Origin of the sequence: Actinosynnema sp. NPDC059797 (assembly GCF_042732085.1) — a bacterium.
Taxonomy (GTDB): Bacteria; Actinomycetota; Actinomycetes; order Mycobacteriales; family Pseudonocardiaceae; genus Actinosynnema.
On the sequence record NZ_JBHWIE010000194.1, the window covers coordinates 1 to 14,040 of the forward strand.

A 14,040-nucleotide genomic window follows, 5' to 3' on the forward strand; every position below is an offset into this window, starting at 1 on the left:
CGCGCGGGCGCCGGCGCTGGCGTCTCCGCCGTTGCCCGCGGCGTGCTCGGCCACCCCGGGGCCTGGTGGCGCCACCGCCGCGGCCCGAGGGTGGTCCCGACCGGAAGACCCCCGAGGAACGGAGCCCCCGATGACCGCCTCCCGCCGGGCCACCCTGGACCTCCTGCGCCGCACGGCGTCCGACCCGCGCCGGCGCGTCCTGGTCCGCAACGCCACCGTCGTGACCGCAGACCCGCTGCTGGGCACCCTCGCCGGCGCCGACGTCCTGGTCGAGGGTTCGGCGATCGCCTCGGTCGGGCGCTCGCTGCCCGTCGGGGACGCCGTCGTGGTCGACGCCACGGGCATGATCGCCGCGCCCGGTTTCGTGGACACCCACCGCCACGCCTGGGAGGCGCAGCTGCGCCGCATCATGCCCGACGTCGACGACCTCGGCGCGTACGTCAGGTCCACGCTGCTCGGCTACGCACCCGCCTACCGACCGGAGGACATGGGCACCGGCACCCGGCTGGCGGCGCTCACCGCGATCGACTCGGGCATCACCACCATGCTCGACTTCTCCCACAACTCCCGCACCGCCGCGCACTCCGACGCCGCCGTCCGGGCGCTGCGCGACACCGGGATCCGCGGCGTGCACGCCGCCATGGCGCCGCACTTCGGGCCCTGGGACCACCAGTGGCCCGCCGACCTGGCCCGGCTGCGCGAGCGGTACGCCCACGACAGGCTCACGTTCCGCCTGGCGTGCCTGGCCACCGACGAGGTCGCGGGCCCCGGCCTGGCCTACGGCCCCGAACTCGCCCGGCACGCCCGGGAGCTGGGCGTCGGGGTGAGCGTGGACGCCGTGTTCGGCGAACCGTCGTCCCGCGCGATCCTGGAGTGGGAGCGGCAGGGCCTGCTGGGCCCGGACGTGACGCTGATCCACGCCACCGGTCTGACCGCGGACGCGTGGCGCGCCATCGGCGACACCGGCACGACCGTGGCCCTGGCGCCCACCTCGGACGCCCAGATCGGCCTGGAGACCGCCGTGCCGGCCGTGGACGAGGCGCTGGCCGTCGGCGTCCGGCCGGGGTTGAGCATCGACGTGGAAGTGGCGCTGTCCAGCGACATGTTCACCCAGATGCGCGCCCTGCTCGCCATCCAGCACATGCGCGCGGTGGAGGGCGCCTACGGCACCGACCGGCAGCCCTCCCGCATCGGCGTCGCCGACGTGCTCGACTTCGCCACCCTCCAGGGCGCCCGCACCACCGGCCTGGGGCGCACCACCGGCTCGCTCACCCCGGGCAAGCAGGCCGACCTGGTCCTGGTCACCGCCGAAGCGGTCAACACCATGCCGCTCAACGACCCCGTCGGCACCCTCGTGCTCGGCGCGGACGCCCGCAACGTCGACACCGTGCTGATCGGCGGCCGGGTCCGCAAGTGGGCCGGCGAGCTGCTGGACGTGGACCTGGCCGCGCTGCGCGACGAGGTCGCCGCCTCCCGCGACCACATCTTGGCCGCGGCGGCGGGGGCGATCGCAGGGGTTGCGCCGCGGAGCGGGTCTCGCTCCGCGGCGCACCCCCTTCGGGTGCCGGACCGGGCTCGGTGAGCGGTCCGGTCGGCGTCCCACCGGTCAGGCGGCGCCGGTGACCGCGGTCCCGGACTTGGTGATGAGGTAGGTGGTCTGCGCCCCGCTCCAGAAGTGGAACGTGAGGGTGACCGGGCCGTCGTCCACCTCGGCGAAGAACTCCGGCTTGAGGATCAGGGTCCCGGCGGCGTAGTCGGGTTGGAAGTGCTGCCAGAACTCCTTGAACGGGGTCCACTTGGCGGGTCCGGCGGGGCTGCCGTCGGCGTACCTCGCCTCCATGGTGGCGAGCTGGTCGCCGTTGAACCGGGTGGGGATGGCGAACGAGGTGGTCGTGCCGGTGGCGGCGGCGTGCGTGGGCGGGTCGGAGGTGATGACGTCGATCGGCCACGGCACGCCCTGGGAGAAGCGGGCCTCGACGGTGGCGTTGACGCCGTGGTCGCGGTTGCCCGCGAGTCGGGTCAGGGCCGCCGCGGAGAGCGTCAGGGTGGTGCCGGACACGGTGTAGTCGGCGCCGTCGACCAGGTCCCTGCCGCCGTGCCGCAACCCTTGGAAGGCGGTGCCGTTGAGGTTCAACGTCAGCGTCCTGGCGGTGATGGCGCCGCTGCCGGGCAGGTGGACGCGGTCGGCGGAGGCGGTGCCGGAGCGGGTGGTCCAGCTCGACTTGATCGCGTCGTGCAGGCCCTGGTCACGCCAGCGCAGCTCGGCGCGGTTGAGGAACTGGCCCGCGTCCCAGATCATGGTGGTGAGCCGCCGGGTGCGGGCGTGGTGCCCCACCGCTTCGACGAACTTCAGGAACTCGCCCCGTTCGATGACGCCGGGCCGGTTGTGGTCGTAGTTGAGCAACGCCCACTCGCCGATGATGACCGGGATGCCGCGTGACACGAACGTGTTGTGCACCCGGTCGAAGGTGCCGACGAGGTCCTGCTCGACCTCGGCGTTGAAGCGGGTGAACCCGGCGATGTTCACGCTGAAGGGCCAGAAGCCGTAGAAGTGGACGGTCGCGGCGATGTTGGGGTCGCGCAACTGCTGGTAGGTGGCCAGCAGCGCGTCCAGGCGGGTCTGGTCGGCGCTGGTGTGGACGGTGGGCAGCACCAGCAGGCGGGTGGCGTTGCCGCCGCCCGAACCCCGGACGACCCGGTGGAACTCGGTGTTCAGCTCGTGCAGCAGCCGGTCGTCCTCCTCGGCACCCGAGGTGCCGGCGAACTGCGGCTCGTTGATGCTCTCGAACACCAGCTTCGACGAGTGGTCGCGGAACGCGGTGGCGATCTGGGTCCACAGCGCCCGGTAGCGGGCCGACACGTTCGCGCGGTCGGTCGGGTAGGTGTTGATCCACTGCCACGAGTCGTGGTGCAGGTTGACCAGCACGTGGAGACCCTCGTCCAGGGACCAGTTCACGATGTCGCGGACGCGGCCCAGCCAGGCCGGGTCGATCGCGTAGTCCGGCGCGGGGCCGTGGTGGTTGCTCCAGGTGATCGGCAGCCGGATGCTCTTGTAGCCCTGGGAGCGCACGTGCCGCAGGTGCTCCCGGGTGGTGAGCGGGTTGCCCCACGAGGTCTCGCCGGGGATCGCGTCGAGGGTGTTGCCCAGGTTCCAGCCGGGCTGCATCGCGGCCACCACCGCCATCGGGTCGGTGGGCTGCGGCTCCTCGCCGACGCGCCCCGTGCAGGTGACGCCGTTGAGGGTGAACGCGGTCGGGGCGGTGTTGCCGCCCGTCCACGAGCCGTTGAACCCGAAGGAGACCGTCGCGCCGGTGGGGATGGAGGGGTTGTAGCCCGGGTTGGCCGCGGTTACCTGGTCACCCGAGGAGGTGACCGTGGCGTTCCACGCCTGGGTGACCCGCTGCCCGGACGGGAACGCCCAGCCCAGGCGCCACCCGCTGATCGGGTCGCCGAGGTTGGTGATGCGCACGGTGGCGGTGAAGCCGCCCGGCCACTGGGACGGGACGGCGTAGTCGACGCGGCAGCCGGTGGCGGCCCGCGCGTCGGCGGCCGGGGCCGCTTGGGCACCGGCGGCCGGGGCCACCGCCGTTGCCAGCAGCGCGGCCAGGGCGGCGGCGATCCCGCCGAGCCGCCGAGGAATTCTGCGGAGGTCGTGCGAGCTCAAGACGTCACTGTCCCTTGCTGTAGGTGGGTCCTCGTCGTGCCGGCGGCCCAGGGCGCCGTGGTGACCGACGTCGCGGGCGGTGGCGGTGTGGCGGAGCTGCGTGCGCCCGGGCGCTCCATCGCTACCGATCGAGAAAGTTTCTCTTCAAATCTGCGATAGTTTCCAACGCGGGATGCTACGCACCTGCCAGGGGGACGTCAATCGCCAGGTGACTCGCCGAGACGCCTCGGTTCCACACCGTGAGCGACGCCGTTGACCTCCCCGGCACCGGTCGATACCCTCCCGGGCCTGAGAAAACTTTCTGATTATGACCAAGAAACTTTCAACGGTGTCCTCGACCAGGAGAGCGGTGAGATGAACCGGCCGGTCATCCCGGGGTTCCACCCCGACCCGAGCGTCTGCCGGGTGGGCGAGGACTACTACCTCGCCTGCTCCAGCTTCGAGTACTTCCCCGGCGTCCCGATCTTCCACAGCCGGGACCTGGTCGACTGGGTGCAGGTGGGCAACGTGCTGGACCGGCCGGAGCAGTTGCGCCTGCCCGCGGGCACGGTGTCCTCCGGCGGGATTTACGCCCCGACGCTGCGCCACCACGACGGCCGGTTCTGGCTGGTCGTCACCAACGTCTCGGGTGACGGCAACCTGCTGTTCCACGCCGAGGACCCGGCGGGACCCTGGTCCGATCCGGTGCCGCTGACCGGCGTCCACGGCATCGACCCCGATCTGGCCTGGGACGCCGAGGGCAACTGCTGGTGCACCGTCGCCGGGGTGACGCAGCACCGCATCGACCCGACGACCGGCGAGACCCTGGGCGAGCCCGTCCGGCTCTGGTCGGGCACGCCGGGCGCCCAGGCCCCCGAGGCGCCGCACCTGTACCGGATCGGCGACCACTGGTACCTGATGATCGCCGAGGGCGGCACCGAACGCGGCCACGCCGTCGCCATCGCCCGCGGCCCCTCGGTCAACGGCCCGTTCGAACCGTGCCCGGACAACCCGGTACTGACCCACCGGGGCACCGACCACCCGGTGCAGAACACCGGGCACGCCGACCTCGTCCAGGCGCCCGACGGCTCGTGGTGGATGGTGCTGCTCGGCGTGCGGCCACGAGGCGGCACGCCCGGGTGGCACGTGCTGGGCCGGGAGACCTTCCTCGCCCCGGTGCGGTGGGTCGGCGGGTGGCCGGTCGTCGGCGACCTGTCCCCCGGACCCGCCGCGCCGTCCGCCGAGCCCGTCCGGGACGACTTCGACAAGTCCGACCTGGACCCCCGGTGGATCTCGCTGCGCCACCGACCCGAAGGATCGTGCACCACCGAAGCCCGGCCCGGGTGGCTCACCCTCCGCGCCGGCGGCGGCTCGCTCGACGACCTCGACGTCACCTTCGTCGGCCGACGCCAGCAGCACCCGTCCTGCCGCGCCCGCGCCGCGATCGACCCGCGTGGGGGCAGCGGCGGCCTGGCGCTGCGGCTGGACGAACGGCACCACTACGCCGTCGAGGTGCACGACGGGCAGGTCAACGCCTACGCGCGCATCGGACCGCTGCGCTCCCTCGTGGGCACCGCGCCGGCCGGACCGGGCGAGGTCGTCCTGGAGGTCGCGATCGCCGAGACCCTGTCGCCGACCGACGCCCGGACCGGTCCCGACGCGGTGACCCTCGGCGTCGTCCAGCCGGACGGCGCCCTGATCGAGCTGGCCTCCCTGGACGGGCGCTACCTGTCCACCGAGGTGGCCGGCGGCTTCACCGGCCGGGTCATCGGCATGTACGCCACGCACGGAACCCTCCACTTCGACTGGTTCGACTACGAACCGGTCGAGACCGCCCGGAACAGGTGAAGGACTCCACGACATGTCCGTGAACCGCAGGGGTTTCCTGAGTTTGACCGCGGCGGCCGGCGGCGCGCTGCTCGTCGGGTGCGGCGAGCCGGCTCCCCGCGACAGCGGCACCGCGCTCGACGGCGACGCGCTGGCGGAGCTGCTGCCCACCCACGCGCCGGTGGAGTTCGCCAAGCCGGACCTGCCCGGCGTGGGCGGCTCCGTGCCCGGCTACCTGTCCTACCCGCGCGACCTCGTCACCGCCGTGGAGGGCAAGGTCCTCGACGGCGGCGAGGTCACCGCCATGACCCCCGCCTTCTGGCCCGTCCCGCCCGGTCTCGGGCAGAACTCCTACTACGACGCGGTCAACTCCCGGCTGGGCGGCACGGTGCGGTTCGAGACCGTCGCCGGCAGCGACTACCAGGCGAAACTGGCCGCGCTGATGGCGGCCCGGCAACTGCCCGACGTGACCGTGGTGCCGACCTTCACCATCCCGCCCCGCTTCGGCGAGGGCGTCCGCGAGGTGTTCCGCGACCTGACCGACTTCCTCACCGGCGACCAGGTCGGGGACTACCCGTTGCTGGCCAACATCCCCACCGACTCCTGGCACGCCGGCGTCTACGGCGGACGCCTGTACGGCGTACCGTTCCCCACCCAGTTGTTCCCCGAGGTCCTGTTCTACCGACCCGACATCTTCGAGGAGCTGGGCGTCCGACCGCCGAAGACCGCCGAGGAGTTCAGGGCGGTGGCGGCCGAGCTGAACGACCCGGCCAACAACCGGTGGGCGCTGGGCGACGTGTTCCGCTCCATCGTCCGCGCCCACGGCAGCAGGGGCGACTGGTCCCGCGACGCCTCCGGCAAGGTCGTCAACCTGGTCGAGACCCCCGAGTACGCCGAGGCCGTGCGCTTCACCCGCTCCCTCTACGACGCGGGCTACGTGCACCCCGACATCGTCGCCGGCAACTGGACCCGCAGCAACGAACTGTTCGCGAGCGGCCAACTGGTGGTCAACCAGGGCGGCATGGGCGCGTGGGCCGAGCAGATGGCGCAGCAGCGACCCCTCAACCCCGACTTCAGGATGGCTGCGCTGCCCCTGTTCGCCCACGACGGCGGCGAGCCCACCTACCCCGTCGCACCGCCCACCTCGATGGTCACCTTCATCCGCGAGGACGCCTCCGACGACCGCGTCCGCGAACTGCTGCGGCTGTTCGACTTCGCCGCCGCGCCCATCGGCACCGAGGAGCACCACCTGCTCAAGTACGGCGTCGAGGGCACGCACGGCACGCGTGACGCCAACGGCACCCCGAACCTCAACGACCTGGGCCGCAGGGAGATCACCCTCACCTACGGGTTCACCGCCGGCCCACCGGAGGCGATCGTCAGCGCCCAGTACCCGGACTTCGTGCGGGACCAGCACCGCTGGTACGTCGAGTCCTGGCCGCGCCAGGTCAAGCCGATCACGTTCGGCCTGCGCATCGAGGAGCCGCCGGAGTTCTCCAAGCTGTCCGCCCAGTTCGCCGACCGGACCACCGACATCCTGCGCGGCCGGTCCGACACCTCGGAGATCGACGACCTGGGCGGGCAGTGGCGCAAGGCCGGCGGCGACCGGCTCCGCGAGTTCTACGACGAGGCGCTCTCCGACGCCGGGCGCTGACCCGACGCCCCGGCGGGCGGGGCGGTGCTCCGCCGGACGGTCAGGGTGGTCGCCAGCTCCAGCCCGACCTGCGGTGGCGTCTCGCCGCGACCGAGGGCCAGCGCCAGCTCGGTCGCGGCCACCGCCATCTCCACCAGCGGCTGGTGCACGGTGGTCAGCGGCGGGTCCACCAGCGCGGCCACCGGCAGGTCGTCGAAACCCACCACGCTCAGGTCGTCCGGGACCCGCAGCCCGGCCTCCCGCGCCGCCTGGTACACCCCCAGCGCCTGGAGGTCGTTGCCCGCGAAGATCGCGGTGGGGCGGTCGGGCAGGCCCAGCAGCCCGCGGGCCGCGAGGTGGCCGGCCTCCCGGGTCGGCTCCGCGCGCGCCACGAGCGCCGGGTCCACCGCCAGCCCGGCGGCCTCCAGCGCCGCGCGGTAGCCGTCGAGCCTGGCGCGGAAGCACAGCAGGTGGTCCGGGCCGGTGATCATGGCGATGCGGCGGTGCCCCAGCCCGGTCAGGTGACGCGTGGCCGACCGGCCGCCCGTCCAGTTCGTCGCGCCCACGAACGGCACGTCGTCGGGCAGCTCCACCGTCGGGTCGAACACCACGAACGGGATGCCCCGCGCGCGCAGCCGGTCACGCTCCTCCTGCGAGAGCTGGGCGACCGTCACCACGCAGGCGGGCCGGCGGTCGAGCGCGTCGTCGATCCAGTAGCGGATGGCGTTGCCCTGGGGGCCGAACTCCGACAGCACGACGCCGACGCGGTGCTTGCGAGCCGCCCGCTGCACGCCGCGGATGATCTCGACGCCCCACATGCTCTCCAGCTCGTCGAACACCAGGTCCACCATCGCGCTGCGGCTGGGCGAACCGGACTTCTGGTAGCCGTACTCGTCGATCAGCGCCTCGATGCGCGCCCGCGTGTCCGCCGAGACCCCGGACCGCCCGTTGAGCACCTTCGACACCGTCGGCACCGACACCCCGGCCGTCTCCGCGATGTAGGAGATCGTCACCGGCCTGGACGAACCACCCCGCGCGTGTTCCCGGTCAACCGCCGCTTCGCCCGACTCGGTGTGCGACAAGCCACCGCTCCCCTCGCTGACGCGTCCGCGCGGCCGCCCGACCCGACCGCGCGCGCCGCCGCGACAGGCGTCCGCGTCACAGCCGTCCGGGCTGCCCTGGTCGGGTCCCGCCGTCGTCGGCGCACGGACCCGGTGCCGCGCCATCCTATGTTTCGCGGCGGTGGAGCGAAAGTTTTCCCGCGGTCGGCACGCCGCGCGGGTGCTCCCTCCCGGGCTGCCGGTCGCCCGGTCACCGGTCGATCAGCCGCATCTGCGCTTCGTCGTGGTGCTCGCCGGACGGCGGGGTGAGGCCGTCCAGCGCGGCGACCTGCTCCGGGGTGAGTTCGACGCCGTCGGCGGCGACGTTCTCCTCCAGGCGGGCCACGCGCTTGGTGCCCGGGATCGGGACGACGTCGTGGCCCTTGGTCAGCAGCCACGCGATGGCGACCTGCGCGGGCGTGGCGCCGACCCGGGCGGCGATCGCCCCGACCTCGTCGGCGATGGTCAGGTTGCGCTGGAAGTTCTCGCCGGTGAAGCGCGGGTTGGTGGCGCGGAAGTCGTCGGCGGCGAACTGCTCCGGGGAGCGGATCGCGCCGGTGAGGAACCCGCGGCCCAGCGGCGAGCAGGGCACGAAGCCGATGCCCAGTTCGCGCAGCAGCGGCAGCACCGCGTCCTCGGGGTCGCGGGTCCACAGCGAGTACTCCGACTGCACCGCGGCGATCGGGTGCACGGCGTGGGCGCGGCGGATCGTGGCGACCCCGGCCTCGGACAGCCCGACGTGGCGCACCTTGCCCTCGGCCACCAGCTCGGCCACGGCGCCCACGGTGTCCTCGATCGGCGTGCCCGGGTCGACGCGGTGCTGGTAGCACAGGTCGATGCGGTCGGTGCCCAGTCGCTCGAGCGACCCCTCGACGGCGGCGCGGACGTTCGCCGGGCTGCTGTCGGGTTTCCCCGGCTCTCCGCCGACGTGGGAGATCAGGCCGAACTTCGTGGCCAGCACGACCTGGTCGCGGCGGCCCTTGAGCGCCCGGCCGACCAGTTCCTCGTTCGTGCAGGGCCCGTAGACCTCGGCGGTGTCGATGAGCGTGACGCCGAGGTCGAGGGCGCGGTGGATGGTGCGGGTGGACTCGGCGTCGTCGGCGCCGGGCGGGGTGCACGGGAGTCGCCGGTAATCGCGGTCCGCCGGGCCGGAGATCCACTGCGCATCCCGTTCGGTTCCTACACGTTCGTGACCTCGGGGAGACGTTCGCCCACTATTGACTCCGAAGGGTGACCGACCCGTCCAAATATTCTCCACAAAAGTAGGAATTTGACACGAGAAAAGATCAATCGGTCACCTTCGGTGTTTCCGCAAAAATGTCAGGTCTGGACAAAGCGTCGAATCGGAATAAATTGAGGTGTCGTGACCCACAGCGTCTCGTTCTTCCTCAACGGCGAATTGGTGAAGATCGAAAATCCGCCGCCGGACCTGTTGCTGATCGACTACCTCCGCTCTCCGGACGTGGGGCTCACCGGCGCCAAGAAGGGCTGTGGGCAGGGCGGCTGCGGCGCGTGCACGGTGATCCTGTCCTCGCACGACGCCGAGAGCGGCGGGTCGACGCACCGGGCGATCAACTCGTGCCTGCGGCCGGTCTGCGCCCTCGACGGGTTGTCGGTGACCACGATCGAGGGCACCGGAGGCGCCACCAGGCCCGCTCCGGAACACCTGGCGCACCAGCTCGCCTACTCGCGCGCGGCCGCGCCGGCCACCCACGTCACCCGGGAGGAGGCGAAGGCGGCGCAGGAGGCGAGCCGGGCGCGCGACAGGGCCCGGACCGAGGCCGCGCGGGTGCTGGGGGCCGCCGCGGCCCCGGGCGCACCGAGCGACACCGCCCCCGACACGGCCACCGGCACCGCTCCCGACGCCGGCACCGGCTCACCGACGGGCGCCGCCTCCGACGACGTGCCGCCGGAGGGGATGAACCCGGTGGCGCACCGGCTCGCCATGAACAACGGCACCCAGTGCGGCTACTGCACGACCGGGTTCGTCATGAACATGTGCGCGCTGCTGGAGAACCGCCCGCGGCCGACCAAGCGGGAGGTCCAGGAGGTCTTCGACGGCAACCTGTGCCGGTGCACCGGCTACCGGCCCATCCTGACCGGCATGGGCACCTTCGCCGAGGACTGGACCGCCGAGGACGAGGAGAACCGGATGAAGTGCCTGCCCGAGGAGGCACTGTCCGCGCTCGCCCCGGCCGCCCGGCCGAAGGTCCCGCTGCCCCCGGCCGACCGGCTGGTGACGCGGTCGACCCGGTTCGAGGCGAACGGGCGGACCTGGGCGCGGCCGGCCACCCTGGCGGAGCTGGGCGCGCTCCTGCGCGAGCACCCCGGCGAGCGCACCCGCATGGTCAACGGCAACACCTCCTACGGCATCTACCCGGACGAGGTGCGCGACGCCGACGTGCTGATCGACATCCGGCTGGTGCCCGAGCTGCGCGGCACCTCGGTCCGCCACGGGTGGGTCGACGTCGGCGCGTCGACCACCTACAGCGAGCTGATCGAGCTGATCGACGACCTCCACGAGAACCGCGCCCCGCGCGGGAACGTCGGTTTCGACGCGCTGCGGTTCATGGCCCGCCGGACCGCGGGGACCATCGTGCGCAACGCCGCCACGCTCGCCGGCAACACCGCGCTGGTGCTCGACCACGTCCACGAGGGCGAGCCGTTCCCCTCCGACCTGCTGACCGCGCTGGTCGCGGTCGGCGCCGAGGTGACGGTGTGGTGGGCGCGGGACGACGAGGAGCCGCGGCGGCTGCCCCTCGCCGAGCTGGTCGACCGCGCCGCCGCCGACCCCGCGCTGACGAGCGGGATGGTGATCCTCACCTACCACCTGCCGTCGCTGCCGGTGGGGGACCTGGTGCTCGCGCAGAAGGTCGCGCTGCGGGACGTCAACGCGCACTCGCTGGTCAACGCCACCACCGTGCTGCGCCTGGGCTGGATCGAGGTCGAGGAAGCCGTCATCGTGTTCGGCGGCATCGCGCCCCACCCGTGGCGCCCCGCCCGCACCGAGGCCGCGCTGCGCGGCTCGGACCTCACGCTCGCGGGGTTCCCCCGGATCGCCCGGGTCCTGCGCGAGGAGGTCACCGCCGAACTGGCCCGGTGGCACGACCGGATGTCGTCGGTCGAGTGGGAGGGCATCACCGACGAGTACCGGGTGCAGCTGGCCACCTCCTTCCTCTACAAGGCCGTGGTCAACGCCCTGCTGGAGGTCGCGCCGGACTCGGTGCCGGAGACCGAGCGGTCGGCGGGCGTCGAGAAGTGGGGCAGCTGGCCGATCAGCGGCGGCGTGCAGACCTACGCGATCCAGGACTGGAAGGCCCCGGTCTCCCAGCCCTACATCAAGCTGATGGCCTTCTACCAGGCCAGTGGACAGGTCCGGTACACCCACGAGGCGCCGGTGCCGCCCCGCACGGTCAACGCCGCGTTCGTCCAGAGCCGCGTCGCGCCGGCCAACTACCACTTCACGCTGCCCGACGGCCGGCCCGTCGGCCGGCAGGAGCTGGCCGAGCACCTGGCGCGCACCCGGCCCGGCTTCGTCGAGCTGGTCACGCACGAGCAGGTGCCCGCCGAGGGCATCAACCTCCAGGGCATGGGCGGCGACCAGCCGCTGCTCGCGGTCGAGCAGGTCGGCTACGTCGGGCAGGCCATCGCGCTGGTCGTCGCGGAGACCGAGCACGAGGCCGAGGCCATCGCCCGCCACGTCACCCGGGACTGCGTCGCCTACACCGAGGTCCACCAGTGGCCGGAGCAGTGGCGCGAACCCGTGCTGGACATCGAGCACGCGCTGCGGCTGGGCAGCGTGTTCCCCGACTACCCGAAGTCGGCGAACTTCAACTCGCACATCTGGCGCATCACGCGCCCGGGCAGCGACCTGTCCTGGGCGGAGGAGCGGGACCCGCTGGACCGGGGCACCGGCCGCACCACCAGGACCATCGGCGGCGTCGAGTGCGTCGTGGTCTCGGGCGCCCAGTCGACCGGCGGCCAGGCGCACTTCTACATGGAGACCCAGGCCTGCGTGGTCGAGCCGCTGGACGGCGACCGCTGGCGCGTCGTCCCGTCCACCCAGAGCCCGATGGAGATGCACCAGACGGCCGCGATGGCGCTCGGGGTCGAGTACCACCGCATCCAGGTGGAGGTGCCGCAGGTCGGCGGCGGCTTCGGCGGCAAGACCGAGCAGGCCAGGTTCGTGGTCGGACCGGCGATCGTCGCGGCCAACGCGGTGAACCGCCCGGTGCGGCTGGTCCTGCCGCGCGACTCGGACACCGGGATGATCGGCAAGCGGCACGCCGTCCTCGGGCAGTACCAGGTGGCCATCGACCCCGAGACCGGCGTCCTGCACGGCGTGGACGTCTCGATGTGGGCCGACGGCGGCGCGTTCTACGACTGCTCGTTCATCGTCACCAACTGCATCCAGCTGCGGGCCGACAACGCCTACCGGGTCGCCAACTTCCGGAGCGCGATCGACGTCTGCCGGACCACCAAGGCGCCCAGCACCGCGTTCCGCGCGTTCGGCGACATCCAGGGCAAGCTCGTCACCGAGAACGCGATCGACGACGCCGCGTTCGCCGCCGGGCTCGACCCGACCGACGTCCGCGAGACCAACCTCTACCGGCGCGGCGACGTGACCCCGTTCGGCCAGGCGCTGTCCTACTGCTACATGCGCGAGGTCTGGGGCTACCTGCGGGAGAAGTGCGGCTACGACGCCCGCAAGGCCGACGTGCTGGAGTTCAACCGGCGCAACAAGTGGCGCAAGCGCGGCATCGCGATGATGCCCGTCAAGTACGGTTCCGGCTACAACCTCACCCAGTTGGAACAGGCGGCGGCCTACGTCGCGGTGTACTCCGGCGACGGCAGCGTGGTGATCCACCAGGGCGGCGTCGAGATGGGGCAGGGCCTGACCACCCGGGTCGAGCAGGTCGCCTCCTACGTGCTCAACGTGCCGTTCGACCTGCTGCGCGTCAACGGCCCGAACACCGGTGTCACGCCCAACCCGACCAGCACCGGCGCGTCGACCGGCACCACCTACAGCGCCGAGGCGGTCAAGCAGGCGTGCGAGCGGCTGCGCGGCCGGCTGACCGAGTTCGGCTACCGGATGCTGGAGGAGAAGGGCCCGGAGTGGTGCGCCACCAACCAGATCGACTTCTGGAACCACGGCAAGCAGGGCTGGGCCACGCCGGTGATCAACCCGGTCACCAACACACCCCGGCTGATCTGGCAGAACCTGGTTCAGGTCGCCTACCAGCACCGGGTGGACCTGACGGTGTCGTTCACCGCGCGGATAGCAGGCGGTGAGACCCCGGTGCCGGCGCTGACCTTCAAGTCCGTGGAGGAGCAGCGGGACATCCCCGGCATCGAGGTGGACCGCACGGCCCCGCCCGGCGGGGCGGTCGACTCGTTCTGCGGCTTCACCTACTCGGCCGCGTGCTCGACCGTCGAGGTGGACGTCCTCACCGGCGAGGTCAAGGTGCTCAGCTCCGACCTCGCCTACGACATCGGGTGGAGCCTGAACCCGGCGCTCGACATCGGCCAGGTGGAGGGCGCGTTCGTGCAGGGCATCGGGTACGTGCTGACCGAGGACCTGGTGTTCGAGCCGGCCGGCAGGCCGGACGAGGGCCGGCTGAACACCGTGAACACCTGGCGGTACAAGCCGCCGGCGGTCACCACGATCCCGCTGGAGTTCAACACCCACCTGTTCCCGCGCGACCTCGCCGACGTGCCGGACAACCCGGCCGACGTGCTGTCGTCCAAGGAGGTCGGCGAACCGCCGCTGGTCCTGGCGACCAGCGTGTTCCTGGCGGTGAAGGACGCGGTGCGGGCGTCGCGGCTGGAACGCGGCC

The 14,040-nt window shown here is 72.4% G+C and carries 7 protein-coding genes; 4 read left to right on the top strand and 3 right to left on the bottom strand.

Annotated features, from left to right (window positions below; genetic code table 11):
• Nucleotides 1-130: 130 nt before the first annotated feature.
• Complete coding sequence (locus tag ACFV4N_RS29940) at nt 131-1,582, top strand: amidohydrolase family protein (RefSeq protein ID WP_499675968.1); 1,452 nt, start codon at nt 131-133, stop codon at nt 1,580-1,582.
• A gap of 24 nt (nt 1,583-1,606) precedes the next feature.
• Here ACFV4N_RS29940 and ACFV4N_RS29945 read toward each other — a convergent pair whose 3' ends face one another.
• Nucleotides 1,607-3,664 carry a cellulase family glycosylhydrolase gene (locus ACFV4N_RS29945; RefSeq protein WP_499675969.1) on the bottom strand — a complete coding sequence of 686 codons (2,058 nt, stop codon included), beginning with the start codon at nt 3,662-3,664 and terminating at the stop codon, nt 1,607-1,609.
• A 354-nt stretch (nt 3,665-4,018) separates the two neighbouring features.
• Here ACFV4N_RS29945 and ACFV4N_RS29950 point away from each other — a divergent pair, with 354 nt between their 5' ends.
• Both ACFV4N_RS29950 and ACFV4N_RS29955 read left to right on the top strand, forming a co-directional pair.
• Entirely contained in the window at nt 4,019-5,491 is a 1,473-nt protein-coding gene (locus ACFV4N_RS29950) for a glycoside hydrolase family 43 protein (RefSeq protein WP_499675970.1), read from the top strand.
• A 13-nt stretch (nt 5,492-5,504) separates the two neighbouring features.
• A complete protein-coding gene (locus ACFV4N_RS29955) occupies nt 5,505-7,124 on the top strand; it encodes an extracellular solute-binding protein (protein ID WP_499675971.1) in 1,620 nt (539 codons plus the stop codon).
• Here the strand turns inward: ACFV4N_RS29955 and ACFV4N_RS29960 are convergent.
• Together ACFV4N_RS29960 and ACFV4N_RS29965 are read right to left on the bottom strand one after the other, a co-directional pair.
• Nucleotides 7,091-8,116: a LacI family DNA-binding transcriptional regulator gene (locus ACFV4N_RS29960; protein WP_499675972.1), complete on the bottom strand. Its 1,026-nt coding sequence runs from the start codon at nt 8,114-8,116 to the stop codon at nt 7,091-7,093. The two genes, ACFV4N_RS29955 and ACFV4N_RS29960, sit on opposite strands and share 34 nt — an antisense overlap.
• Before the next feature lie 298 nt (nt 8,117-8,414).
• Nucleotides 8,415-9,461, bottom strand: coding sequence for an aldo/keto reductase (locus tag ACFV4N_RS29965; RefSeq protein ID WP_499675973.1), 1,047 nt, complete (start codon nt 9,459-9,461; stop codon nt 8,415-8,417).
• Between the two features lie 105 nt (nt 9,462-9,566).
• Here ACFV4N_RS29965 and ACFV4N_RS29970 point away from each other — a divergent pair.
• A partial coding sequence (locus tag ACFV4N_RS29970; RefSeq protein ID WP_499675974.1) for a molybdopterin cofactor-binding domain-containing protein occupies nt 9,567-14,040 on the top strand: 4,474 nt, incomplete at its 3' end.

Bases quoted from the DNA above. Each gene is read 5' to 3' on its own strand.
- ACFV4N_RS29940 (WP_499675968.1), top strand. From the start codon at position 131: ATGACCGCCTCCCGCCGGGCCACCCTGGACCTCCTGCGCCGCACGGCG.
- ACFV4N_RS29955 (WP_499675971.1), top strand. From the start codon at position 5,505: ATGTCCGTGAACCGCAGGGGTTTCCTGAGTTTGACCGCGGCGGCCGGC.
- ACFV4N_RS29950 (WP_499675970.1), top strand. From the start codon at position 4,019: ATGAACCGGCCGGTCATCCCGGGGTTCCACCCCGACCCGAGCGTCTGC.